Genomic DNA, 21,894 nt, shown 5'->3' on the forward strand with positions numbered 1-21,894 from the left:
CCGCAGCGCACCCGGCCGGGGCACCCGGCCGCACCCGTCGCCCCCGTCGCCGCCCCGTGCGGCGGCGGGGGCGACGCGTGTACGCACCGGGGCGGGCCGCTGCCCCGGTACGGGCCCGCCGCGGGGCATGATGGCGTCCGGGGCCCCGCGCCCGCCCGGGCCGGTGCGCGCCCGGAGCGGCCCGGGACCGGCCACGGGCCGGCCGCACCCGCGGCCGGCCGCGACCCCGCCCGGCACCGGCACCGCCCGGCACCGACCCCATCCGACACCGACCACGCCCGAGACCGGCGGAGGACCCATGAGCACCCCGCCCTTCCTGAGACTCCCGGCCTGCGCCCGCACCGTGCGGCTGGAGACCTCCCGCGGCTCCTTCGCCGCCCTGGAGGCGCTGCCGGACGGCCCGGTGCGCTCCACGGCGCTGCTGGTCCCCGGTTTCACCGGCAGCAAGGAGGACTTCATCGCGCTGCTGGAGCCGCTCTGCGCGGCGGGCGTCCGCGTGGTCGCGGTCGACCAGCGGGGGCAGCACGAGACCGGCGGCCCGGCCGACGAGGCGGCGTACGAGCTGGCGGAGCTGGGCCTGGACGTGCTGGCGCTCACCGAGGCGGTGGGCGGGCACGGCGCCCCGCACCTGCTGGGTCACTCGTTCGGCGGATACGTGGTGCGCGAGGCGGTGCTGGCGGCGGGCGGCGGCGCGTCCTGGCGCTCGCTGACGCTGCTCAGCACCGGTCCGGCGGCGATCGAGCCCGGCGAGGCGGCGCGTACCAAGCTGCTGCTGGACGCCCTCACGGTGATGGACCTGGAGGGGATCTGGCAGGTCATGCGGGAGATGGACGAGGGCAGCGGGGACCAGGCCGCGCGGCCCGCGCCGGAGGTCGCGGAGTTCCTGCACCGGCGGTGGGTGTCCAACGTGCCGCAGTCGCTCGCCGCGATGGGGCGCCGCCTGGTCTCCGAGACCGACCGGGTGGCGGAGCTGGCCCGGGCCGCGGCGGCGCTGCCGAAGCTGGTGCTGTCCGGGGAGCGCGACTACGCCTGGCCGGTCCCCTGGCAGTCCGCGATGGCGGAGCGGCTGGGCGCCCGCCGGGTGGTCGTGCCGGAGGCGGGGCACTCCCCCAACGCCGAGCGCCCCGCGGAGACGGCCCGCGCGCTGCTGGATTTCTGGGCGGATTTTCATTAGACAGCGTAAAATTCGAGGTGTTCGGGAATCAGCAGCCCCACAGGTCGCGTTGGCACCTGTGGACACTCCGGCTCCCCCCGCACCGACGTGTGCTCCGGTCGCGCCTCCCGCCCCTCCGGTGGAAGATGTGGCGAAACCCGGACTTTACGGACGGGCAACCGCAACGAAGCAGTAGCACGGCACCGTGAACCGTGGGGGGAAAGCCCTGCCGGCACCATCCGCTCCTCGTGAGAGGCCAGGAAGGGAGAGGCCATGCGCTTCGAGATCATGCGACTGGACGACGTCGACGGCACCGCCACCGACCGCTTCATCGCCGACGCCGACACCGTGCGGGAACTCGTCGAGACCGCCGCCGCCACAGGCGAACGCCTCTACATCCGACCGTGCCCGACCACCGCCTGACACCAGGCACCTGCGGCACGCCGCAGCGCCCGCCGAGGGCGCACCGACGCCCCGCCACCGGATCCCGGTGGCGGGGCGTCGGCCGTACGGGCCCCGCGAACGCCCCCCGCGGACGGCGGCGCCCGCCTACCCTCGGACCATGGGACCGCTGCGGGAGGCGGCAGGGGAACCGGTCGCGGACACCGCGGCCGGGCTGCCGTGCGCCGCGCTGCGGCCGCTGGTGCACCGCTACCTCGGCTACCGCTACCGGGGCTTCCCGCCGGGCGTCCACCTCGGCCTGCCCTCCCCCCACCTCACCGTGGTGGTCAGCCTCGGCGCGCCCGTCCGGGTCGCCCTCCGGCCGGACGGGGAGCCGCGCCTCCACGCCTCGCTGGCCGGCGGCCTGCACGTCCGGCCGGTCCTGCTCCCCCACGACGGCGAGCAGTACGGCGTGCAGCTGGAGCTGACCCCGCACGGCGCACGCGCCCTGTTCGGGGCGCCCGCCGCGGAACTGGCCGCCTCCGTGGTGGACCTGCCGGAGCTGCTGGGCGGCGCGGCCGCCCTGCTGCCGGAGCGGCTGGCGCGGGAGCCGGACTGGTCCGGGAGGTTCGCGCTGCTGGACGCCTTCCTCGCCCGCCGGGCGGACCCCGCGGCCGCACCCCGGCCGGAGCTGGCGCACGCCTGGCGGCGGCTGACCCGCCCGGGCGGCCCGGGAGCGGCCGGGGACGGGCCGCCCGCCGCAGGAGAGCCGGTCGCGGGAGGGCCGGTCGCGGGAGGGCCGGTCGCGGGAGGGCCGGTCGCGGGAGTGGCCCGCGAGCTGGGATGGAGCCGGCGCCACCTCTCGGGGCGGTTCACCGCCGAGTTCGGCCTGTCCCCCACCGCGGCCGTGCGGGTCGCCCGCTTCCACCGGTCCAGGCGGCTGCTGCAGCGCCCCGGCCCGCGGACGCTGGCGGCGGTGGCGGCCGCGTGCGGGTACTTCGACCAAGCGCACATGGCCCGGGAGTGGCGCGGCCTGGCGGGGATGCCCGCGTCCGCGTGGCTGGCCGCCGGGGAGCCGCCGGTGCCCGGCGACGGGTGACGGCCCGGACGGACGGCGGCCCGCCCGGCCGGCGGCCCGCTCCGCCGGCCGGGTGGGCGGGACGCGGCGGTTCCCCTCCGTACAAGGCGGGGCGGCCGCGCCCGGGCACGCTGGCCCCATGGACGAGAACACCGCACACGCGGACACCCGAGGCCCCGCCGCGGCCACCCCCGCCCGGCCCGCCACCGCGGTCTGGCCGGCCCTGCGCTACCGGGACGCGCGAGCCGCCGTCCGCTTCCTCGTGGAGGCGTTCGGCTTCGAGGAGACGGCCCTGTACCCGGTGGACGGGGACGGCCCGGAGGTGGCGCACGCCCAGCTCGACTGGCCGCTCGGCGGCGGGGTGATGCTCGGCTCCGCCCGCGGGGACAGCGCGATCGCGGACCTGCCGCCGGGCACCGGTGCGGTGTACGTGGTGACCGACGCGCCGGACGCCCTCTTCGCGCGGGCACGCGCGGCGGGGGCGCGGGTGGTCCGCGCCCCCGCCGACCAGGACTACGGCTCGCGGGACTTCACGGTCGCCGACCCCGAGGGCGTCCTGTGGTCCTTCGGCACCTACACCGGGGCCTGAGGCACGGCGGTACCGGAGGCACGGCGGTACCGGAGGCACGGCGGTACCGGAGGCACGCCGGAGGCACGGCAGGCCCCCGGGACCCGGGGCGGAGGGCCCCGGGTCCCGGGGGCCGTACGGCCGGTCGGGCCGGTCGGGCCGGTCGGTCAGCCGCGGGCCGCGGCCCCGGCCGGGAGCGGCTCGGCGGCCGGTGCGGGCGCGCCGTGGGCCGCGCCGTGGTCCACCGCCAGGTGCCGGCGGCGCACGGCGGCGACCAGGGCGGCCGCCAGCGCGGCCCCCGCCGCGACGGTGAACGGCGCGTGCACGTCCACGTGCTCCGCCAGCTTGGGCGCCAGGTAGGGCGCGGCGGCGGCGGCGAACCAGCGGACGAAGTTGTAGCCGGCCGAGGCCACCGGCCGGGGCGCGTCGGAGACCCCGAGGGCCAGCTCGGTGTAGACGGTGTTGTTCATGCCGATGAACGCGCCGGAGGCGATCACCGCCGCGATCGCGGCCGTGTGCGAGCCGTAGCCGAGCAGCAGCAGGTCGGCCGCCATCAGGACCAGCGAGCCGCCGAGCACCCGCACGGAGCCGAGGCGCCGCTGGAGCCGGGGGGCCACCAGCACCGAGAAGACGGCGAGCAGCACGCCCCAGGCGAAGAAGACGCCGCCGCTGCGGTAGGGGCTCATGTCGAGCACGAAGGGCGAGAACGCCAGCACGGTGAAGAAGGCGTAGTTGTAGAAGAAGGCGCTCGCGGCGGTGGTGGCCAGGCCGCCGTGGGCCAGCGCGCGCAGCGGTTCGGTGAGCCCGGTGCGGCGGGCGGGCCGGGGCTGCTCCTTGAGCAGGGCGGCGATGCCGGCGAAGCCGACCGCCATGAGGGTGGCGGTGCCGAAGAACGGGTAGCGCCAGCTGGCGTTGCCGAGGACGGCGCCGAGCAGGGGGCCGCAGGCCATGCCCAGGCCGAGCGCGGACTCGTACAGCAGGATCGCCGACTCGCTGCCGCCGCTGGCGGCCCCGACGATCACCGCGAGCGAGGTGGAGACGAAGAGCGCGTTGCCCAGGCCCCAGCCGGCGCGGAAGCCGACGAGCTGGCCGACGGTGTCCGAGGTGCCGGCGAGGCCGGCGAAGACGACGACGAGGGCGAGGCCGGCGAGCAGGGTGCGGCGGCCGCCGATGCGGCTGGAGACGAAGCCGGTGACCAGCATCGCGACGGCGGTGATCAGGAAGTAGCTGGTGAAGAGCAGGGACACCTGCCCGGGGGTGGCGTCGAGGCCCTTGGCGATGGACGGCAGGATCGGGTCGACCAGTCCGATGCCCATGAAGGCGACGACGGCGGCTCCGGCGGTCGCCCAGACGGCCATGGGCTGGCGCAGCAGGCCGGGCCGGGCGCCCTGGCGGCCAGTGGTCACGGTCCTTCTCCTCTCCGGCGGTGTCTCCGGTTGTCGTTAGGTACGCTAATTGATGCTAGCTGCATCAGTTGCATTGCGCAACCGTGTACGGACGGCGCGGCCGTGACCCGGTCGGGTGATCGTCCTTGACGCCGCCCGTTCGAGGGAGGACCGTTGACGGCTATGAGGGGCGAGCCCAGTTGTCCGAGGTGCGGCGGCCGTGTCCGCGCCCCCGGCCTCTTCTCCGACACCTGGCAGTGCGACACCCACGGCGCCGTGCACCCCCTGCAGCCCGTGGTGCCGCCCAGCATCGAGGCGCTGGCCGTGGCGGTGGCGCGGTCCCAGGTGCCCGTCTGGATGCCCTGGCCGCTGCCCGTGGGGTGGCTCTACACCGGCATCGCCCATGCGGGCGACGACCTCTCGGGCGCCCGCGCGACCGCCGTGGCCTGCTCCGGGCCGGGACCGCTGGGCGGCTTCGGCGAGCTGGTCCTCGTCGCCGAGGAGCTCGGCGTGGGCCTGGGGGCCCGGTACGCCGGCATCCCGGGGCCCGACCCGGGCGAGGCCCTCTCCGTCGACCGGCCCGCCGACGCCAAGCTGCTGGCCGCGGGCCGCCCCACGCCGATGTGGCACGTCCCCGGCGCCCCCGACGACCGGGCGGTCTTCGTGGGGGAGGCGATGGGCCTGTGGATGTGGGCGGTCGCCTGGCCGGAGCGGTCGGGGGTGCTCATGTACGACGAGCTGGTGCTGACCGACCTGCGGGACGCCGGAGCGGAGCTGGAGCTGCTGCCCTGCGGAGCCCTGTCACCGAGGATTCTCTCCTGAAATCGCCGCAACGCCTTAGGATCTTCGGCATGTGGCGCAGATGACAGGATAATCGGCAGGCATTGGCCGCCCGATCCGGCCATCGCCACGCTATCCTGGAACGGCCCCGACCCCCCGGCCCCCCAGGAGCGACCGCCCGTGCGCATCGACCTGCACGCCCACAGCACCGCCTCGGACGGGACCGACTCCCCGGCGGAGCTGGTCGCGGCCGCGGCCGGCGCCGGGCTGGACGTCGTGGCGCTCACCGACCACGACACCACCGCCGGGTACGCCGAGGCCGCCGCCGCGCTCCGGGCGCTGCCCGCGGGCGCGCTCACGCTGGTGACCGGGGCCGAGCTCTCCTGCCGCGGCGGCGACGGGATCGGCATGCACCTGCTGGCCTACCTCTTCGACCCGGACGAACCGGAGTTCGCCCGCGAGCGCGACCTGGTCCGCACCGACCGCGTCCGCCGCGCCCAGGCCGTCGTGGAGCGGTGCCGCGCCCTCGGCGCCCCCGTCACCTGGGAGCAGGTGCGCCGCATCGCGGGCGACGGCTCGGTGGGCCGTCCGCACGTGGCGAGCGCCCTGGTGGAGGCGGGGGTGGTCCCCACCGTGGGGGACGCCTTCACGCCCGAGTGGCTGGCCGACGGCGGCCGGGCCGACGTGCCCAAGCACGAGCTGGACCCGCTGGAGGCGGTGCGCCTGGTGCGCGCGGCCGGCGGGGTCGCGGTCCTGGCCCACCCGGGGGCGTCCAAGCGGGGCCGGACGGTGTCCGACCGGACGGTCGGGGAGCTGGCCGCCGCCGGGCTGGCCGGCCTGGAGGTCGACCACATGGACCACGACGGGCCGACCAGGGCCCGGCTGCGCGACCTGGCCTCCGGCCTCGGGCTGCTGGCCACCGGTTCCAGCGACTACCACGGCAGCCGCAAGACGGTCCGGCTGGGCGACTCCACGACGGACCCGGCCGTGTACGAGGAGCTCGTCGGCCGGGCCACCGGCGCCAAGCCGCTCACCTCCTAGGCCGCCGGGGCCAGCGCCGGACCGGAGCCGGACCGGCCCCGCCGGACGCGGGCCCGCGCGCCCGCCCACCCGCCGTACCCGCCCCCGCCGACCCGGCCGCACCCCGGCCCGGACCGGCCGACCCGCCGCGCCGCCGACCCGCGCCCGCCGCCCCGGGGCGCGGGCGCCGCCGCGCGTCCGCGCGGGCCCGGCCCCGCCTCCCGCCGTTCCACCCGTTCCACGAGAGACCTGCGAGCACAGACCCATGGCCCTCTTCGACATCGCGACCTTCGGATCGCTCTTCGTCACCCTCTTCGTCATCATGGACCCGCCCGGCACCATCCCGATCTTCCTGGCCCTGACCTCCGGCCGCGCCGCCCGCACCCAGCGCCGGATGGCCTGGCAGGCCGCCGCGGTGGCCCTCGGCGTGATCACCGCCTTCGGGCTCTTCGGCCACCAGATCCTCGACTACCTGCACGTCTCCATACCGGCGCTGCAGGTCTCTGGCGGCCTGCTGCTCCTGCTGATCGCGCTCGACCTGCTCACCGGAAGGATCGAGGAGCCCACACAGACCAAGGACGTCAACGTCGCGCTGGTGCCCCTCGGCACGCCGCTGCTGGCCGGCCCGGGCGCCATCGTCGCGGTGATCCTGGCCGTGCAGGGCGCGCACGGTGCGGGCCAGGAGGTCGCGGTGTGGGTCGCGATCGCGCTGATGCACGTGGTGATGTGGCTGACGATGCGCTACTCGCTGGTCGTGATCCGGGTCATCAAGGAGGGCGGCGTGGTCCTGGTGACCCGGCTGTCCGGCCTGCTGCTGTCGGCCATCGCGGTGCAGCTGGTCGCCGACGGCGTGATCGCGTTCGTCCGCGGCGCCTCCTGAGGCGTCCCGGGGCGTCCCGGCCCCGCCTGACGCCTCCCGGCGTCCCGGACCGGTCGCCGTTCCGGCCCGCCGGGCCGCCCGCCCGTCCGAACCGCGGCGGGCCCGCAGGGCCCCCCGGGGGTCAGTCGAGCGGCACCGCGCGGCGGCGCGGGTCGCGCAGGTCGGTGCCGTGCCGCAGCCACCGCTCCTGGAGGGCGGCGCCGCCGTGCACCCGCTTCCAGGCGGCCTCGGTCGGCGTCATGGGCAGCAGCGGCAGGAAGCGCACCGGCTCGGCGGGCTCCGGCAGCTCCAGGTCCTCGACCAGGCCGCCGGGCTCGGCGACCAGCACGGAGGGGAACGGGGCGCCCTCCCAGAGCGGCGTGCCCAGGTCCAGCGAGGCGCCGGGGGCGACGACCAGGCCCTCGACCTGCGGCGCCGCCGCCAGGACGGCCAGCGCCCGCAGCACGTCGTCGCGGCCGCCGCGCACCGAGAGCAGCAGCTCCGCACGCGGGCCCCGCTGCGGGTCGGCGACGGGGCTGAGCGGGTCGGCCATGGGGGCGGCCGACATGCCGAGCGTCGCGTACCGGACCAGCGCCGGGTCGGCCGTGCCGGTGACGGCGCCGGTCTCGGCGCCCGGCCCGAAGCGCAGCACCTCGATGCGGTCGGCGCCGAGGAAGGTGACCGCGGCCCGGCCGGTGGGCTCCCCGAACGCGGTGAGCAGCCGGGCCTCCACCGCCGCCAGGACGGCGTCGCGGGAGAGCGGGTCGGGTCCGGAGGCAAAGCCTGGGTCATGGAAGGCCATGCGCGCGAGGTTATCGGGCAGACTGAGGACAGGCCGGTACGGCCGCCCTGCCGCGCGGCCTCCGGACCGCCTGCTAGGGTGGGCCGTCGGCCCGCTGAAGCGGACATGCCGCAGGGACCCCTGGCGGGGTCGACGCACCCCGGTCTACCCGGCCGGAGTCGTGCGAAACCCGGCGGCCGCGTCCTTTCCGGCGGACGCACCGGGCGCGCACCGCGCGCCGCGAGGACGAGGCTCTCCCCCAGCGGGGACCGGCCGAGGGAGGTGGTTGCGGGTGGATACCAGCCGACCGTGCAGTACCGGCAGCTCTCCCGCACCGGTGCCCTGCGGCCGCCCCCCTCGCATCTGAGGCCCTGACAGCAGTCGGAACACCCGCGCGGCAGCGAGCCCTCCCGGCTCCCGCCGCCCCCGTGTCCCCTCCTCCCGGATCGGGAGTGCTCACGGCCCCACCTGCGCCCGCACCACGGGCGGCGACCGCGCACGACGGGCACGCACCACCGGACGGGAGAGCGCCGCCCCGGGCGCCCCCGAGACCCCGTCAGGAACCCTCCTGCGCCAGGTCTCCGGCGCCACACGCCAGGCGTTCCCCGCCGCCGCACTCCCGGCACCTGCCGGGGCGGGCCCGCACCGCCCCGTCCCGCCCCGCCGGCAGTCGACGGCCCTTCCCGTGAAGGAGCCCGCCATGTCGATGATCCGCGACCTGCGCGCCGCAGTCCGACCGCACCGCCGCCGCCCCGGCGCCCCCTACGACGGCACCCCGACCGACTCCGCCCCCAGCGCGGTGGTGGACTGCGCCGTGTACTCCGGCGGGAGGCGCGTGGGCGACTCCTGCTCGCCGCGCGAGGCCGCCCACCGGGTGCGGCTGGCCGCCGACGGCGACCCGGTCGAGGGCGGCTCCTTCGTCTGGATCGGCCTGCACGAGCCCACCGAGGCCGAGTTCGAGGGCATCGCCAAGCGCTTCGGCCTGCACCCGCTGGCGGTGGAGGACGCCGTCCACGCCCACCAGCGGCCGAAGCTGGAGCGGTACGACGACGTGCTCTTCGCCGTCTTCAAGACGATCCGGTACGTGGAGCACGACCAGCTCACGCCGACCAGCGAGGTGGTCTCCACCGGCGAGGTGATGGTCTTCACCGGCCGGGACTTCGTCATCACCGTGCGGCACGGCGGCCACGGCTCGCTGCGCGGCCTGCGCCGCCGCCTGGAGGAGGACACGGAGCTGCTGGCCAAGGGCCCGTCCGCGGTGCTGCACGCCATCGCCGACCGGGTCGTCGACGACTACCTGGCGGTGGTCGACGAGCTGCAGACGGACGTGGACGAGGTGGAGTCCGACGTCTTCTCGCCCCGGAGCACGAAGAGCGCCGACATCGGCCGGGTGTACCAGCTCAAGCGCGAGGTGCTGGAGTTCAAGCGCGCCGCCGGCCCGCTGCTGCGGCCGATGCAGCTGCTCTCCGAGCGGCCGATGCGCCTGGTGGACCCGGACATCCAGAAGTACTTCCGCGACGTCGCCGACCACCTGGCCCGGGTCAACGAGCAGGTCTCCGCCTTCGACGAGCTGCTCAACTCGCTGCTCCAGGCGAACCTCGCCCAGGTCTCGGTGGCGCAGAACGAGGACATGCGCAAGATCACCGCGTGGGCCGCCATCTTCGCCGTGCCCACCATGATCACCGGCGTGTACGGGATGAACTTCGAGCACATGCCGGAGCTGACGTCCGAGTACGGCTACCCGGCGGTGCTGGTCGGCATCGCCGTGGTCTGCGCCATGATGTACCGCGGCTTCCGCCGCAACGGCTGGCTCTGATCCGTCCTGCGGCTTCCGGGCCGGGCGCGCCCGGCCCGGAAGCCGCAGGACGGGCGGCTCAGCCGCGCCGGCCGGCGCGGACCACCAGCACCAGGCCGGCGAGGATCAGCGCGACCGCCGGGTAGGCGGCGACGGGCGGCATCTGCCCGAGCCACAGGGCGGCGATCAGCGCGGCGCCGGGCGTCTCCAGCAGGATCGCGGTGGAGGTCACCGCCGGCCCCAGGGTGCGCACCACCCGGTTGCTGAGCGAGTGGCCGAGCAGCTGCGCGGCGGCGGTCAGCAGTGCCAGCTTCCCCCACGTCCCGGCGTCCCAGCCGGCGAGGGCGGTCCCCGAGGCGAGGGCGGCGGCGAGCAGCAGCACCGCCGTGGTCGCATAGCAGACGAGCGTGTACGCCGTGGTGGAGACGGTGCGCCGGACCTCGGCGCCCAGCAGCAGGTAGCCGGCGGCGGCCAGGCCCGCCGCCAGCGCCAGGGCGTCGCCGGCCAGGGCCCGGGGGGAGAGCGAGAGGTCGACGCCGGTCAGCACCAGCACGCCGGTGAAGGCGATGGCGGTGCCCGCCCAGACCGCGGGCGCCGCGCGCCGGCCCCGCAGCCGCATGATCAGCGTGGCCCACAGCGGCGTGGTGGTGACCAGGGCGGTGGAGGACGCCACCGAGGTCATCCGCAGGCTGGGCAGCCAGAGCGCGAAGTGCACGGCGAGCAGCGCGCCGGCCGCGAGGGTGAGCAGCAGGGCACGGCGGCCGATCCGGCGCAGCTCGGCGCGGTGCCGCAGCAGCGCGTACGGGCCGAGGACGCCCACGGCCATGGTGTTGCGCCAGAAGGCGATGGCGAGGGCGGGGGCCGCGGTGGCGCTGATCAGCGGGGCGGAGAGGGAGATGCCGCCGACGGAGACCGCGAGGAGGAGCAGGTCGGCGACCGGCAGGCGGTGCGGCTGCCCGGCGGCGGCGTCGGCGGCGCCGGCGTGCCCGGTACCGGTGGCGCGGGCGGGGGTCTCGGGCCGGGCGGCGGGCACGGCGCTCCTCGTGGTGCGGCGGGGCGGGGTGGCACCTCTCACCGTAAGGCCCGTAACCGTCGGACACCACTGTCGTCCGGGAAGTGGACCCCTCGGGGCGGCCCCCGCGGCGCGGGGCGGCCCCCGGCGCGGCCCTGCGGCCCCGCCGCCCGGGACCGCCCGGGACGGCCCCGCCCCGTACGCTGTGCGCCATGGACCGAGTGACCGCCGCACCCGCCCCGCAGGCCGAGGAGGCCGGGGAGTTCCTCGACCCCGCCCTGGTGGAGGAGGCCGCGAGGAAGTCCGGCCTGCTCTGGGTCTCGGCCGGCGGCGCTCCTGCCCGCCCCCTGTGGCACGTCTGGCAGGACGGGGCGGTGGTCGTCGTCGGCGACGGGGCCGAGCAGCCGCTGCACGGCCTGGCGGACGGTCAGGACGCGCTGGTGACGGCCCGCAGCAAGGACAAGGGCGGCCGCCTGGCGGCCTGGCCCGTGCGGGTGGTGGAGCTGGCCCCGGGCGGGGACGCCTGGCGGGCGGCGGTCGAGGAGCTCAAGGGCAAGCGGCTCAACGCCCCGGACACCGACACCGTCACCGACCGCTGGGCCCGCGAGTGCCGGGTGCTGCGGCTGGAGACGGCCGGTCCGACCGCGCAGCGGCCCGGCGCGATGCCCGACGGCTCCCACGCCGCGCGGCCCCTGCCGTCCGCGGCCACCACCCGCCGCCCGGTGCCGGCGGGGCTCCCCCGGCTGCTCCTGCGCCGCCGCGGCCGCTGAGCCGCGCCGACGGGCCGGGACGGGCCCGCCGGGCGCCGGCGCGCGTCAGCCCCCGCCCGCCGCCCCCGCCGTGCCGTAGTCGAGCACCTGGCCGGGCGCCGGGGCCTTCACCGTGAGGTCCTTGCCGTAGTCGGTGAGGGCGAGGACGCCGGCGCCGCGGGCGCGCTCCACCCGGACCGGGTAGGGGGTGCCCTCCAGCGAGACCCGCAGGGTGCTGCCCCCGTCGGTGCCGACGGCGACCGTGCGCACCCCGCCGACCTCGCGGTAGTCGCCCTTGCGGGCGGGCCCGCCCAGGGCGGTGATGCTGTTCAGCAGGGCCGCCTTGTCGGTGAAGACCGCCAGCTGCCGGTAGGCGGGGTCGGTCGCGTGGACCCGCACGTACCGGCCCTCCAGCCTGCTCGGCGGCTTCCCGCCGGCCGCCTGCGCGTAGAAGTCGGCGTCGCCCTTGACGTAGAGCCGGGAGCCGACGCGCAGCAGCTCGAAGGAGCGGTTCCCGCTGACGACGCTCCCGGTGCCGCCCGCGGCGCTGAGCCGCACGTCGAGGCGGTAGGTGGCCCCGCCGCTGACGACCGTGCCGGACAGGTGGACCGAGGGGGCGGCGAGCGCGGCCGCCCGCGCACGGGAGGCGATGGCCTCCGGGGCCTGCCGGCCGATGCCGTTGGTGCCCGCGTCGGGGTCGGGGGGCGGCGGACTGCTGCAGCCGGCGACGGCGGCGAGCGCCAGGGCGGCGGTCGCGCAGGCGGCGCCGAGGGCGGTGCGGCGGGTCGGCATGGGCCTGTTCCTCCCGCGGTCGGCACGGGCGGCGGGGCGGTGGCCGCAGCGTGTCGGGGTAGGGGCTGGTGGGACGCCAGAAAGCTACCGCAGCGTAGGCGGGGACCCGCAACGGAGGTTCGGCTCGGGGAGGCTCCCCGGGCGCCCTCCACCGCGCCCGCACGCCCCGCCCGCGGGACGGACACACGGACGGGTGCACAGGCGGGGCGGGCCGCACGGGTCCCGTGCCCGGCGGGCCCGCGCCCGGAGCCGCAGGTAGCCTGGCTGCACGGCGACACGCCCGTGAGCAGGCCATGACGAGGGAGGAGACCGAGGAGGCCATGGCAGGAGCAGCCAACCGGGTCTTCATCTCCCACCTCTCCGGCGTCGCGGTCTTCGACCCCAACGGCGACCAGGTGGGACGGGTCCGCGACGTCGTCGTCTCGCTGCGCCTGGGCGGCCGGCCGCCCCGGGTGCTAGGCCTGGTCGCCGAGGTGGTGAGCCGCCGCCGCATCTTCCTGCCGATGACCCGGGTGACCAGCCTGGAGTCCGGCCAGGTGCTGACCACCGGCGTGATCAACATGCGGCGCTTCGAGCAGCGCCCCACCGAGACCCTGGTGCTCGGCGAGATGCTGGACCGGCGCGTCACCCTCACCGACACCGGCGAGCAGGTCACCGTCCTGGACGTGGCGATGGTGCAGACCCGGCTGCGCGAGTGGGAGGTCTCCAAGGTCTACGTGCAGCGCGGCAAGACGGGCCGGCTGCGCCGCCGCGGCGAGACGCTGACCGTGGACTGGTCGGCCGTCACCGGGTTCTCCCTCACCGAGGAGGGGCAGGGCGCCGCCAACCTGCTGGCCACCTTCGAGCAGCTGCGCCCCGCCGACCTGGCCAACGTGCTGCACCACCTCTCGGCCAAGCGCCGCGTCGAGGTGGCGGCGGCGCTGGACGACGAGCGGCTCGCGGACGTCCTGGAGGAGCTCCCCGAGGACGACCAGGTGGAGATCATCGGCAAGCTGAAGGACGAGCGGGCCGCCGACATCCTGGAGGCCATGGACCCGGACGACGCCGCCGACCTGCTCTCCGAGCTGCCCGAGGACGAGGCCGAGCGGCTGCTGCGGCTGATGGAGCCCGACGAGGCCGAGCCGGTGCGCCGCCTGCTGGGCTACGAGGAGAACACCGCGGGCGGCCTGATGACCACCGAGCCGATCGTGCTGGAGCCCGACGCCACGGTGGCGGAGGCCCTGGCCCGCGTGCGGGTCGCGGACCAGAAGTCGGCGCTGGCGGCGCAGGTGTACGTCTGCCGGCCGCCGAGCGAGACGCCGACCGGGACCTACCTGGGCATGGTGCACTTCCAGCGGCTGCTGCGGGAGCCGCCGTTCACCCTGGTCGGGGCGATCGTCGACCGCGCCCTGGACCCGCTGCCGCCGGACACCCCGCTGCCCGTGATCACCAGCTACCTGGCCACCTACAACCTGGTGGCCGCACCCGTCGTGGACGACGCCGACCACCTGCTGGGCACCGTCACCGTGGACGACGTCCTGGACCACCTGCTGCCGGAGGACTGGCGGGAGTCCACCGTGCACGTCGAGGACCTCCCGCCCGAGGGGGTGGCCGGCGGTGGACGGTGAGCGGGGCGGCCGGGGCCGCCGGGACCGGGAGGGCCGCGAGGAGGGCCGCTCCCGGCTCCAGAGCGAGCTGCGGGAGCTGAGGGAGCTCAGGGAGCTGCGGCTGCGCGAAGGGGGCCCCTCCGCGGTCCAGGGCGCCGCGGCGCGGATCGGCGAGCACGAGGAGCGGCGGCGCATCCGGCTGGACCAGCCGCGCAGCGGGCGCCGGTCCTGGGTGCGGCTGCCCGCGTACGACCCGGAGGCGTTCGGGCGGCTGTCGGAGCAGATCGCGCGCTTCCTGGGGACGGGCCGGTTCATCGTCTGGATGACGGTGGTGGTGGTCGTCTGGGTCGGCTGGAACAGCCTGGCGCCGGGCTCCCTGCGGTTCGACCAGTACCCCTTCATCTTCCTCACCCTGGCGCTGTCGCTGCAGGCGTCGTACGCGGCGCCGCTGATCCTGCTGGCGCAGAACCGGCAGGACGACCGCGACCGGGTGAACATGGAGCAGGACCGGGCGCGCAGCGAGCGCAACATCGCCGACACCGAGTTCCTCACCCGCGAGGTGGCGGCCCTGCGGCAGGGCCTGGGCGAGGTGGCGACCCGCGACTTCCTCCGCTCGGAGCTGCAGATCCTGCTCAAGGAGCTGGAGGAGCAGCGGCGGGAGCTCTCGCCGCACGCCGACGACGTCCCCGACCGCCGCTGAGCCCCGGCCGCGCCGGCGGCCCGGCCGGTCCGGCCGGTCCGGCCGCGCGGTCCGGCCCCGCGGTCCGGCCGGGTGGTCGGCCCCGCGGCCCGGCCGTGTGATCGGCCGCACCCCACCGGCGGAGCTGGGGCGGAGCCCGGCGCCGTACCATCGGTGCATGGCCAATGAGACGCAGGGCGGGGCCGGCGGCGCGACGGCACTCGAGGAGTCCGTACGCAGCGCGCTGACGACCGTCCAGGACCCGGAGATCCACCGCCCCATCACCGAGCTGGGCATGGTGAAATCGGTGGAGATCGGCGAGGGCGGCGCGGTCCGCGTCGCCGTCTGGCTGACCGTCTCGGGCTGCCCGATGCGCGACACCATCACCTCCCGCGTCACCGAGGCGGTCGGACGGGTGCCCGGCGTCTCCGGCGTCGAGGTCGAGCTGGACGTGATGAGCGACCAGCAGCGGCGGGAGCTGTCCGAGCTGCTGCGCGGCGGCGCCGCCGAGCGGGAGATCCCCTTCGCGAAGCCGGGCTCGCTGACCCGGGTGTACGCGGTCGCGTCCGGCAAGGGCGGTGTCGGCAAGTCGTCGGTGACCGTGAACCTGGCGGCGTCGCTGGCCGCCGACGGCCTGAAGGTCGCCGTGGTGGACGCCGACATCTACGGCCACAGCGTGCCGCGGATGCTGGGCGTGGACGGCCGTCCCACCCAGGTCGAGAACATGATCATGCCGCCGTCGGCGCACGACGTGAAGGTGATCTCCATCGGCATGTTCACCCCGGGCAACGCGCCCGTGGTGTGGCGCGGCCCGATGCTCCACCGCGCGCTCCAGCAGTTCCTCGCGGACGTCTACTGGGGCGACCTGGACGTGCTGCTGCTGGACCTGCCGCCCGGCACCGGCGACATCGCCATCTCGGTGGCGCAGCTGGTGCCCAACGCGGAGATCCTCATCGTCACCACCCCGCAGCAGGCCGCGGCCGAGGTGGCGGAGCGGGCCGGCACCATCGCGCTGCAGACCCACCAGAAGATCGTCGGCGTGATCGAGAACATGTCCGGCATGCCCTGCCCGCACTGCGGCGAGATGGTGGACGTCTTCGGCACCGGCGGCGGGCGGACCGTCGCCGAGGCCCTCACCCGGGCGACCGGCGCCGAGGTCCCGGTGCTGGGCTCGATCCCGATCGACGTGCGGCTGCGCGAGGGCGGCGACGAGGGCAAGCCGGTCGTCCTGTCCGACCCCGACTCGCCGGCCGGCGCCGCGCTGCGCGCGGTGGCGGCGAAGCTCGGACGGCGGGAGCGCGGTCTGGCGGGCATGTCGCTGGGGCTGACGCCGCGCAACAAGTTCTGAGCGGCGCGGCACGGCGCCCCGGCAGGGGCGGTGCGGGGCGGTCGGGACGCGGTCCCGGCCGCCCCGCGGTGCGTCCGGACCCCGCACCCCGGGCCGCACGCCGACGGCGGCGGTGACGGCGGCGGCACGCCGACGGCGCCCCGCGGTGTCCGCGGGGCGCCGTGCGGGGAGTGCGTCAGGAGGAGCCGAGCGCGGTGGCCCCCGCCGGGCGGGGCTCGGCGTAGCGGCGGGCGACGTCGCCGACGGCGGCGAAGCCCAGCCCGTACGCGCTGATGCCGCGCCCGTAGGCGCCGATCAGCACCCCGGGGGCCTCGCCGGCCAGCACCCAGCCGTACTCGGACTCGCGGTAGCGGAAGTCCTGCGGCTGCCCGTTGACGGGGAGGTTGAGCGAGGACCAGTTCGGGCCGTCGAGGTCGTCGGCGAGGTCCCACGCGATGGCGGTCTGCTGGTCCAGCCAGTCCTGACGGAGCGTCCGGTCCAGCTGGCCCGGCCAGGTGGCCGACAGCAGGCCCGAGCCGGCCAGCCAGGCGGCCGACGAGGCCGAGGTGGCCTCCAGCACGCCGGTGCCGTCGGCGCTGCGCCGCACCGGGCGGCGCGCCACGGTGACCACCACGGCGAAGCGGCGGGTGTCCGGCACCTCGTACTGGCGGGCTGCGGGCTCGTCGCCGTGGCCGACGGAGCCGTAGTCCACGGTGCCCTCCGCGCCCGCGCCGACCTGCAGCAGCCAGCGGTCGCCCGTCCAGCCGTCGTCCAGGCCGTACCAGGGGAAGTCCGCCGCCAGGTAACCGTCGAGCGCGACCGCCGCTCCCGCCGCACGACTCGTCGTGTCCATCCCGGGCCTCCTCCGACCGCTGTGGTCACTGCTCCGGCGCGGGGTGCGCCGGGCCCCTCGGGCACAGACGATGCATCAGGGCAGAAAATAGGATAGCGAGGCCAGGGGCGCGCACCGGCGTGTCGCCGCACACACCGGTGTTTCGGGTCCCGGGCAGGGCCGGACGGCTCAGGTGGCGTCCGGGTCGTACGGGGGGCGCTCGTCCGCCTGCAGACCGCCGGCCCCGGCCGGGCCGCCGTCCTTGGACAGGTCCAGGGAGCCGGAGACCGTGCGGCGCGGCGCCGGGGCGGGCTCGGCGTCCGCCGCCAGGTCGAAGCCGTTGCGGATCTCCTTGAGCCCGAGCTCGTCGCCGGTCAGCAGGTTCTTGCGGACGAAGGTCTTCGGGTTGAGGTCCTCGAACTCGAAGTCCTTGAACTCAGGGCCGAGCTCGTTGCGGATGTCGGCCTTGGCGTTGTCGGCGAAGGAGCGGACCTTGCGGATGAAGGCCATGGCGTCCTGGATGACCTTCGGCAGCTTGTCCGGGCCGAAGACGACCACCGCGATGACGGCGAGGACCGCCATCTCGGGCAGGCCTATGTCGTTGAACACCCGGGGCTCCCTGCTGCTGGACGGCGTACCGGTGCGGCGGCACTCCCCACCAGGGTAACGGGAGGCCGGCGGAAGGCAGGGCCGAGGAGCGGGGCGCGGCGGACAGGGCACCGCCGCCCCCGGCCCGGGGTGCCGCGGCCCCGGACGGGCCCCGGACGGGCCCCGGACCGCCCGGCCGCCGGCCCGCTCAGCCTCCGGCGGCTCCGAGGACGACCGCCACGGTGCGCCGGCTGCCGCCGCGCTCCACGGTCAGCCGCAGGGTGTCCCCCGGCCGGTGGCTGCGGATCACGACCACCAGCTGGTCGCCGTCGTGCACCGGCCGGCCGTCGGCGGCGGTGATCACGTCGCCGGGCCGGAGGCCGGCCCGGTCCCCCGGACCGCCGGGCGTGACGGGGGCCCCGCCCTTGGCGGACGCCCGCACCAGCACCTTCGCCCCGTCGCCCGCGAACTGCATGTCCAGGGTGACGCCGATGACCGGGTGCACCGCCTTCCCGTCGTTGACCAGCTGCTCGGCGACCCGGCGGGCCTCGTTCACCGGGATGGCGAAGCCCAGGCCGATGCTGCCGGACTGCTGGTCGCTGCCGAACGGGTCGCCGGTGCCGGAGGCCGACCGGATGGCGGAGTTGACGCCGATCACCCGGCCCGCCGCGTCCATCAGCGGCCCCCCGGAGTTGCCCGGATTGATGGGCGCGTCCGTCTGCAGCGCGTCGACGTACGAGACCCCGTCGCCCCCGGCCGTGCCGCTGGCCGTGATCGGCCGGTGGGTCGCGCTGACGATGCCCGTGGTGACGGTGCCCTCCAGACCGAACGGGGCGCCGATGGCGACCACCGGGTCGCCCACGCGCACCCGGTCGGAGTCGCCGAGGGTGAGCGGCCGCAGGCCCGAGACCCCGGCCACCCGGATCACCGCCAGGTCGTACCCGCTGTCCCGCCCGACGACGGTGGCCCGGCGGGTCTGGCCGCCGTCGAAGGTGACCGTGATCGTGCCGGACGACGCCGCCGGGGCGACCACGTGGTTGTTGGTGAGGATGCGGCCCCGGGTGTCGAGGACGAACCCGGTGCCGGTGCCCTCGGCCCGGGGGCCCTTGACGTGGATGTACACCACGCCGGGCAGGGTCGCCCGGGCGACGGCCGCGACGCTGCCCGGCGCCCGCTCCGCGGCCGCGTCGGAGACCTGCGGCAGGGTGAGGCGGCCGCCCGTGCCGCGGGCCTCCAGGAGGGCGCCCACGCCGCCGCCCGCGGTCCCCGAGACCAGGGCCAGCAGGACCGCCCCGGCCAGCAGCGCGGCGCGCCGTCGGCGGGCCGGTGCGGCGTCGCCGGGCGGGGTGGGGGGCGGGGCCCAGGGGTCGGGGGCGCCGTGCGGCTCCGGGGGTGCGGGCGGCAGGGGCGCCCGCACCGGGCGGCCGTCCGCCGCGCCCCCGGCCGCGGGCGCGCCGCCCCCGTCCGCCGGCCGGTCGGGGTGGCTCCACCACTGCGGCGCGCCGGCGTCCCGACCCGGCCGCTCCTCGGTCGCGCTCATCCGTGCTGCTGCTCCTCTGCGGCCACCGCGGCCACCGCGGCCGCAGCTCCGATTCAACCAGTCCCGGCGCGGCCGCGGGCACCGTGCGGAGCAGCGGCCCGCCCGGGGACCGGCCGCGGGCGGGCTGCGGGCCGGCTGCGGGCCGCTACCGGCCGGCGTGGAGGCGCGTGCCGGCCGGCGGGGAGGCCGCCGCGCCGGTGGCCGCCGCGTCCGGGAGCGGGGCGGGCACGGAGACGGGGTAGCCCGCCCGCACGGGGGCGTTGAGCGGGGAGAGCTCGCCCGCGTCGAAGGCGCCGCCGGTGTCGGCGACCGGGCTGACGCTGGTGCCGTACGGCTCGTCCGCGGGCGCGTCCACCGCGCCCACGCCGCCGAAGCCGGTGAGGGCCACCGCGGCCACCGAGAAGGCGCCCGCCGCCGCGAAGGCGAACCGCCGGCCCCGAGCCGGGGACGGCCGCGCCGAACGCTCGGCGGCCGTGCCCGCGGGCCTGCGGTCGGGGGGCGCCACCGCGTTGCGCAGCCGGGCCAGCGGGCGCAGGTCGCCGCCGCGCTGCACGGTCCGGGGGTCGGGCCCGGGCAGGGGGGTGCCCGCGCCCAGCGCCCCGGTGCCGAAGGCCGCACCGCCGCCGAAGGGCGTACCGCTTCCGAAGGGGTCGGCGCCCCGGCCGAAGGACCCGCCGTCGAGCCTGCTGCCGCCGAGGGTGCCGCCGTCGCCGTCGGGCCGGTCGGCGCCGACCGCCAGCAGCCGGGCCGTCAGCAGCGCGGAGGGCCCGGGCGTCCCGGCGCCGGCCAGCAGCTGCTTGACCGCGCGGGCGTCCTCCGCCTCGGCGAGGCAGTCGGGGCAGGTCGCCAGGTGGGCCTGCACCCGGTCCCTGGCCTCGTGGTCGAGTTCGCCGTCGACGAAGCCGTCGAGCCGGTCGCCCAGGTGGTGCCGGCCGGCGGACTGCTCGGACGCGGGGGCCGCGCCGACCCGGGTGAGCTCCACGAGGGAGCCGGGGCGCTGCTGCTCCTCGGCGGCGGCGTCCTTCCCGGCGTGCTGCTTCCCGGCGTGCTGCGGCCTGCTGCGGCGCCCCGACCCGGTGTGGCGCTCAGCGCTCACGACGGCCTCCGTCCCGTGTCACCGGAGGATGCGGGGGGCGCGGCGGTCGCGGCCGCCGCGGCGGGGCCGGAGCCCCCGCGCCGGGACCGGCCCGGGGCGGAGCCCGGCGCGCGGTGCCGCAGCGCGGAGCGCAGGTGGGAGCGGCCGCGGTGGATGCGGCTGCGGACGGTGCCGAGCTTCACCCCGAGCGTGGCGGCGATCTCCTCGTACGACAGGCCCTCGATGTCGCAGAGCACGACGGCGGCCCGGAACTCCGGCGCCAGCGTGTCGAGCGCCTGCTGCACGTCGGCGTCGAAGTGGTTGTCGTGGAAGTGCTGGGCCGGGCTCGGGTCGCGGCTGGGCAGCCGCTCGGCGGCGTCGTCGCCCAGCGCGTCGAAGCGGATCCGCTGGCGGCGGCGCACCATGTCGAGGAAGAGGTTGGTCGTGATGCGGTGCAGCCAGCCCTCGAAGGTGCCGGGCGTGTAGGTGGAGAGCGAGCGGAAGACCCGGACGAAGACCTCCTGGGTGAGGTCCTCGGCGTCGTGCTGGTTGCCGGTCAGCCGGTACGCGAGGCGGTACACCCGGGCGCTGTGCGCCTGGACGATCTCCTCCCAGCTGGGCGGCGTCCAGGCCTGCGCGTCGGCGCCCTCGGCGAAGGCGGCCGTGGCGGGCGTCCCCTGGTGCGGGATCGCCGTCTGCGGGGCCGCCGGCAGGTCGGCGGAGGGCTCGTCGGCGGGGGACTGCGCAGGCTGGTTCATCACGGGCTCCGGCGTACGGGCCGACGCTGCGCTGCGGAAGTGCCGCCGCACAGGGGCGCCGCCCTCAGCCACACCTCCTCGGTCGGCTCTTCTGCCCAGCAGGGCCACCACCATATCCGCCTCGCCCGTCAGTTCCGGATAAAGCCCGTTTCACACGCTCGGACCGTCACGGGGGCCGTTCGCCTCCGTATCCGGTGAACGCACCGCCGTCGGACGCGGTTCCCGGGACGGCCAGTAACCTGTGGCTGGAAATATCGACATCGACTTCGGCCAGGTCCCTGACGGAGGCAGCCATCACCGGCTTCGGGCTCGCGGGCGTGGCCCTCGCCGACACCTTCGTCGGGGAGGACGACGCCCTGGCACACGCCCGCGCACGGGCCGCGCGCGCCGGGGTGCGGGCGATAGGGCCGGGCGGCGGCGCCTGCCTGCGGCTGCTCGCGGCGGCGCTGGGGGCCAAGGCGGTCGCGGAGATCGGCACCGGCGCCGGGGTGTCCGGCGTGTACCTGCTGCGCGGGATGCGGCCCGACGGGGTGCTGACCACGGTCGACCCCGAGCCGGACCGGCAGCAGCTGGCCCGCGAGGCCTACGCGGCGGCCGGGTTCGCCGCCAACCGATCCCGGCTCATCGCCGGACGGGCGCTGGAGGTGCTGCCCCGGCTCGCGGACGGCCAGTACGACCTGGTGTTCTGCGACGGGGACGCGGCGGAGTCCCGCGAGTACCTCGCAGAATCGTTGCGCCTGCTGCGGCCGGGCGGGATGGTCTGCTTCGAGGGCGTCTTCCAGGAGGGCCGGCTGGCCGACCCGGGGCTGCGCGACGCCCAGACCCACGCGGTGCGGGAGCTGGTGCGGGTGGTCCGGGAGAGCGACGCCCTGCTGCCGGCGCTGCTGCCGGTGAGCGACGGGCTGCTCTGCGCGGTCCGGCGCTGAGGCCGGTCGGGCACTGGTGCCGGTCCGGCGCTGAGGCCTGGCGGGCGCGCGGGTTCCGGGGCCGCGGGCGGTCCGGTACCGGGGGTTCCGGTACCGGGGGTTCCGGGGCGCCGGCCGCCCGGAGGGGCGCGGCCGGGCGCCGCACCCGCTGCCGCACACACCGAGGCCCCGCCGGGACGTCCGTCCCGGCGGGGCCTCGCCGCTCTCGCGGAGGGGAAGGGCCGGCCGCC

22 protein-coding genes are annotated in these 21,894 nt (G+C 77.0%); 13 read left to right on the plus strand and 9 right to left on the minus strand.

Annotated features, from left to right (window positions below; genetic code table 11):
* The first annotated feature begins 298 nt into the window (after positions 1–298).
* The 4 genes from LO771_RS25480 (at position 299) to LO771_RS25495 (ending at position 3,201) form a co-directional block, all read left to right on the plus strand.
* The gene (locus LO771_RS25480; RefSeq protein ID WP_230746872.1) at positions 299–1,174 is read left to right on the plus strand and encodes an alpha/beta fold hydrolase; all 876 of its coding nucleotides are present in this window, start codon (positions 299–301) and stop codon (positions 1,172–1,174) included.
* Between the two features lie 252 nt (positions 1,175–1,426).
* Positions 1,427–1,576 carry a hypothetical protein gene (locus LO771_RS25485; RefSeq protein ID WP_230746874.1) on the plus strand — a complete coding sequence of 50 codons (150 nt, stop codon included), beginning with the start codon at positions 1,427–1,429 and terminating at the stop codon, positions 1,574–1,576.
* A 139-nt stretch (positions 1,577–1,715) separates the two neighbouring features.
* The gene (locus LO771_RS25490) at positions 1,716–2,633 is read left to right on the plus strand and encodes a helix-turn-helix domain-containing protein (RefSeq protein WP_230746876.1); all 918 of its coding nucleotides are present in this window, start codon (positions 1,716–1,718) and stop codon (positions 2,631–2,633) included.
* Between the two features lie 118 nt (positions 2,634–2,751).
* Entirely contained in the window at positions 2,752–3,201 is a 450-nt protein-coding gene (locus LO771_RS25495; RefSeq protein WP_230746877.1) for a VOC family protein, read from the plus strand.
* Between the two features lie 146 nt (positions 3,202–3,347).
* Here LO771_RS25495 and LO771_RS25500 read toward each other — a convergent pair whose 3' ends face one another.
* Positions 3,348–4,538: an MFS transporter gene (locus LO771_RS25500; RefSeq protein WP_230746934.1), complete on the minus strand. Its 1,191-nt coding sequence runs from the start codon at positions 4,536–4,538 to the stop codon at positions 3,348–3,350.
* A gap of 210 nt (positions 4,539–4,748) precedes the next feature.
* Here LO771_RS25500 and LO771_RS25505 point away from each other — a divergent pair, with 210 nt between their 5' ends.
* From LO771_RS25505 to LO771_RS25515, 3 genes are all read left to right on the plus strand, one after another.
* Positions 4,749–5,387: a DUF6758 family protein gene (locus LO771_RS25505; protein WP_230746878.1), complete on the plus strand. Its 639-nt coding sequence runs from the start codon at positions 4,749–4,751 to the stop codon at positions 5,385–5,387.
* 138 nt (positions 5,388–5,525) lie between these two features.
* A complete protein-coding gene (locus LO771_RS25510) occupies positions 5,526–6,386 on the plus strand; it encodes a PHP domain-containing protein (protein WP_230746879.1) in 861 nt (286 codons plus the stop codon).
* A 244-nt stretch (positions 6,387–6,630) separates the two neighbouring features.
* Positions 6,631–7,245 carry a MarC family protein gene (locus LO771_RS25515; protein WP_230746882.1) on the plus strand — a complete coding sequence of 205 codons (615 nt, stop codon included), beginning with the start codon at positions 6,631–6,633 and terminating at the stop codon, positions 7,243–7,245.
* A gap of 121 nt (positions 7,246–7,366) precedes the next feature.
* Here LO771_RS25515 and LO771_RS25520 read toward each other — a convergent pair whose 3' ends face one another.
* Positions 7,367–8,026: a suppressor of fused domain protein gene (locus LO771_RS25520; RefSeq protein WP_230746883.1), complete on the minus strand. Its 660-nt coding sequence runs from the start codon at positions 8,024–8,026 to the stop codon at positions 7,367–7,369.
* Between the two features lie 679 nt (positions 8,027–8,705).
* Here LO771_RS25520 and LO771_RS25525 point away from each other — a divergent pair.
* On the plus strand, positions 8,706–9,821 hold the full coding sequence (locus LO771_RS25525) for a magnesium and cobalt transport protein CorA (RefSeq protein WP_230746885.1): 1,116 nt from the start codon (positions 8,706–8,708) through the stop codon (positions 9,819–9,821).
* Between the two features lie 58 nt (positions 9,822–9,879).
* On the opposite strand, the gene LO771_RS25530 is transcribed toward LO771_RS25525, so the two are convergent.
* Positions 9,880–10,875, minus strand: a complete 996-nt coding sequence (locus LO771_RS25530) for a DMT family transporter (protein ID WP_374228242.1) — start codon at positions 10,873–10,875, stop codon at positions 9,880–9,882.
* 149 nt (positions 10,876–11,024) lie between these two features.
* Here LO771_RS25530 and LO771_RS25535 point away from each other — a divergent pair, with 149 nt between their 5' ends.
* Positions 11,025–11,582 (plus strand): hypothetical protein, encoded by a 558-nt coding sequence (locus LO771_RS25535; protein ID WP_230746889.1) that lies wholly within the window; start codon positions 11,025–11,027, stop codon positions 11,580–11,582.
* Between the two features lie 45 nt (positions 11,583–11,627).
* On the opposite strand, the gene LO771_RS25540 is transcribed toward LO771_RS25535, so the two are convergent.
* Complete coding sequence (locus LO771_RS25540) at positions 11,628–12,353, minus strand: hypothetical protein (RefSeq protein WP_230746891.1); 726 nt, start codon at positions 12,351–12,353, stop codon at positions 11,628–11,630.
* 320 nt (positions 12,354–12,673) lie between these two features.
* Between LO771_RS25540 and LO771_RS25545 the strand changes: the two genes are divergently transcribed.
* From LO771_RS25545 to LO771_RS25555, 3 genes are all read left to right on the plus strand, one after another.
* Positions 12,674–13,960: a magnesium transporter MgtE N-terminal domain-containing protein gene (locus LO771_RS25545; protein WP_230746895.1), complete on the plus strand. Its 1,287-nt coding sequence runs from the start codon at positions 12,674–12,676 to the stop codon at positions 13,958–13,960.
* Between the two features lie 100 nt (positions 13,961–14,060).
* Complete coding sequence (locus tag LO771_RS25550; RefSeq protein WP_374228245.1) at positions 14,061–14,639, plus strand: DUF1003 domain-containing protein; 579 nt, start codon at positions 14,061–14,063, stop codon at positions 14,637–14,639.
* Positions 14,640–14,796: 157 nt separating this feature from the next.
* Entirely contained in the window at positions 14,797–15,966 is a 1,170-nt protein-coding gene (locus LO771_RS25555) for an Mrp/NBP35 family ATP-binding protein (protein ID WP_230746897.1), read from the plus strand.
* 175 nt (positions 15,967–16,141) lie between these two features.
* Here the strand turns inward: LO771_RS25555 and LO771_RS25560 are convergent, their stop codons facing one another.
* From LO771_RS25560 to sigE, 5 genes are all read right to left on the minus strand, one after another.
* Complete coding sequence (locus LO771_RS25560; RefSeq protein ID WP_230746899.1) at positions 16,142–16,798, minus strand: hypothetical protein; 657 nt, start codon at positions 16,796–16,798, stop codon at positions 16,142–16,144.
* Positions 16,799–16,966: 168 nt separating this feature from the next.
* Entirely contained in the window at positions 16,967–17,386 is a 420-nt protein-coding gene (locus LO771_RS25565) for a sec-independent translocase (protein ID WP_230746901.1), read from the minus strand.
* Positions 17,387–17,573: 187 nt separating this feature from the next.
* Complete coding sequence (locus LO771_RS25570) at positions 17,574–18,905, minus strand: trypsin-like peptidase domain-containing protein (RefSeq protein WP_308189000.1); 1,332 nt, start codon at positions 18,903–18,905, stop codon at positions 17,574–17,576.
* A 145-nt stretch (positions 18,906–19,050) separates the two neighbouring features.
* A complete protein-coding gene (locus LO771_RS25575; RefSeq protein ID WP_230746904.1) occupies positions 19,051–20,001 on the minus strand; it encodes an anti-sigma factor in 951 nt (316 codons plus the stop codon).
* Positions 19,998–20,738, minus strand: a complete 741-nt coding sequence (gene sigE / locus LO771_RS25580; RefSeq protein WP_374228243.1) for an RNA polymerase sigma factor SigE — start codon at positions 20,736–20,738, stop codon at positions 19,998–20,000. Before sigE ends, LO771_RS25575 begins: the two co-directional genes overlap by 4 nt.
* A 317-nt stretch (positions 20,739–21,055) precedes the next feature.
* Here sigE and LO771_RS25585 point away from each other — a divergent pair, with 317 nt between their 5' ends.
* Entirely contained in the window at positions 21,056–21,664 is a 609-nt protein-coding gene (locus tag LO771_RS25585) for a class I SAM-dependent methyltransferase (protein ID WP_230746907.1), read from the plus strand.
* Positions 21,665–21,894 lie beyond the last annotated feature (230 nt).

It is taken from the genome of Streptacidiphilus sp. ASG 303, assembly GCF_020991365.1.
Lineage (GTDB): Bacteria > Actinomycetota > Actinomycetes > Streptomycetales > Streptomycetaceae > Peterkaempfera.

Bases quoted from the DNA above. Each gene is read 5' to 3' on its own strand.
- LO771_RS25480 (WP_230746872.1), top strand. From the start codon at position 299: ATGAGCACCCCGCCCTTCCTGAGACTCCCGGCCTGCGCCCGCACCGTG.
- LO771_RS25485 (WP_230746874.1), top strand. From the start codon at position 1,427: ATGCGCTTCGAGATCATGCGACTGGACGACGTCGACGGCACCGCCACC.
- LO771_RS25490 (WP_230746876.1), top strand. From the start codon at position 1,716: ATGGGACCGCTGCGGGAGGCGGCAGGGGAACCGGTCGCGGACACCGCG.
- LO771_RS25495 (WP_230746877.1), top strand. From the start codon at position 2,752: ATGGACGAGAACACCGCACACGCGGACACCCGAGGCCCCGCCGCGGCC.
- LO771_RS25500 (WP_230746934.1), bottom strand. From the start codon at position 4,538: ATGGCCGTCTGGGCGACCGCCGGAGCCGCCGTCGTCGCCTTCATGGGC.
- LO771_RS25505 (WP_230746878.1), top strand. From the start codon at position 4,749: ATGAGGGGCGAGCCCAGTTGTCCGAGGTGCGGCGGCCGTGTCCGCGCC.
- LO771_RS25515 (WP_230746882.1), top strand. From the start codon at position 6,631: ATGGCCCTCTTCGACATCGCGACCTTCGGATCGCTCTTCGTCACCCTC.
- LO771_RS25520 (WP_230746883.1), bottom strand. From the start codon at position 8,026: ATGGCCTTCCATGACCCAGGCTTTGCCTCCGGACCCGACCCGCTCTCC.
- LO771_RS25525 (WP_230746885.1), top strand. From the start codon at position 8,706: ATGTCGATGATCCGCGACCTGCGCGCCGCAGTCCGACCGCACCGCCGC.
- LO771_RS25535 (WP_230746889.1), top strand. From the start codon at position 11,025: ATGGACCGAGTGACCGCCGCACCCGCCCCGCAGGCCGAGGAGGCCGGG.
- LO771_RS25540 (WP_230746891.1), bottom strand. From the start codon at position 12,353: ATGCCGACCCGCCGCACCGCCCTCGGCGCCGCCTGCGCGACCGCCGCC.
- LO771_RS25545 (WP_230746895.1), top strand. From the start codon at position 12,674: ATGGCAGGAGCAGCCAACCGGGTCTTCATCTCCCACCTCTCCGGCGTC.
- LO771_RS25555 (WP_230746897.1), top strand. From the start codon at position 14,797: ATGGCCAATGAGACGCAGGGCGGGGCCGGCGGCGCGACGGCACTCGAG.
- LO771_RS25560 (WP_230746899.1), bottom strand. From the start codon at position 16,798: ATGGACACGACGAGTCGTGCGGCGGGAGCGGCGGTCGCGCTCGACGGT.
- LO771_RS25570 (WP_308189000.1), bottom strand. From the start codon at position 18,905: ATGAGCGCGACCGAGGAGCGGCCGGGTCGGGACGCCGGCGCGCCGCAG.
- sigE (WP_374228243.1), bottom strand. From the start codon at position 20,738: ATGAACCAGCCTGCGCAGTCCCCCGCCGACGAGCCCTCCGCCGACCTG.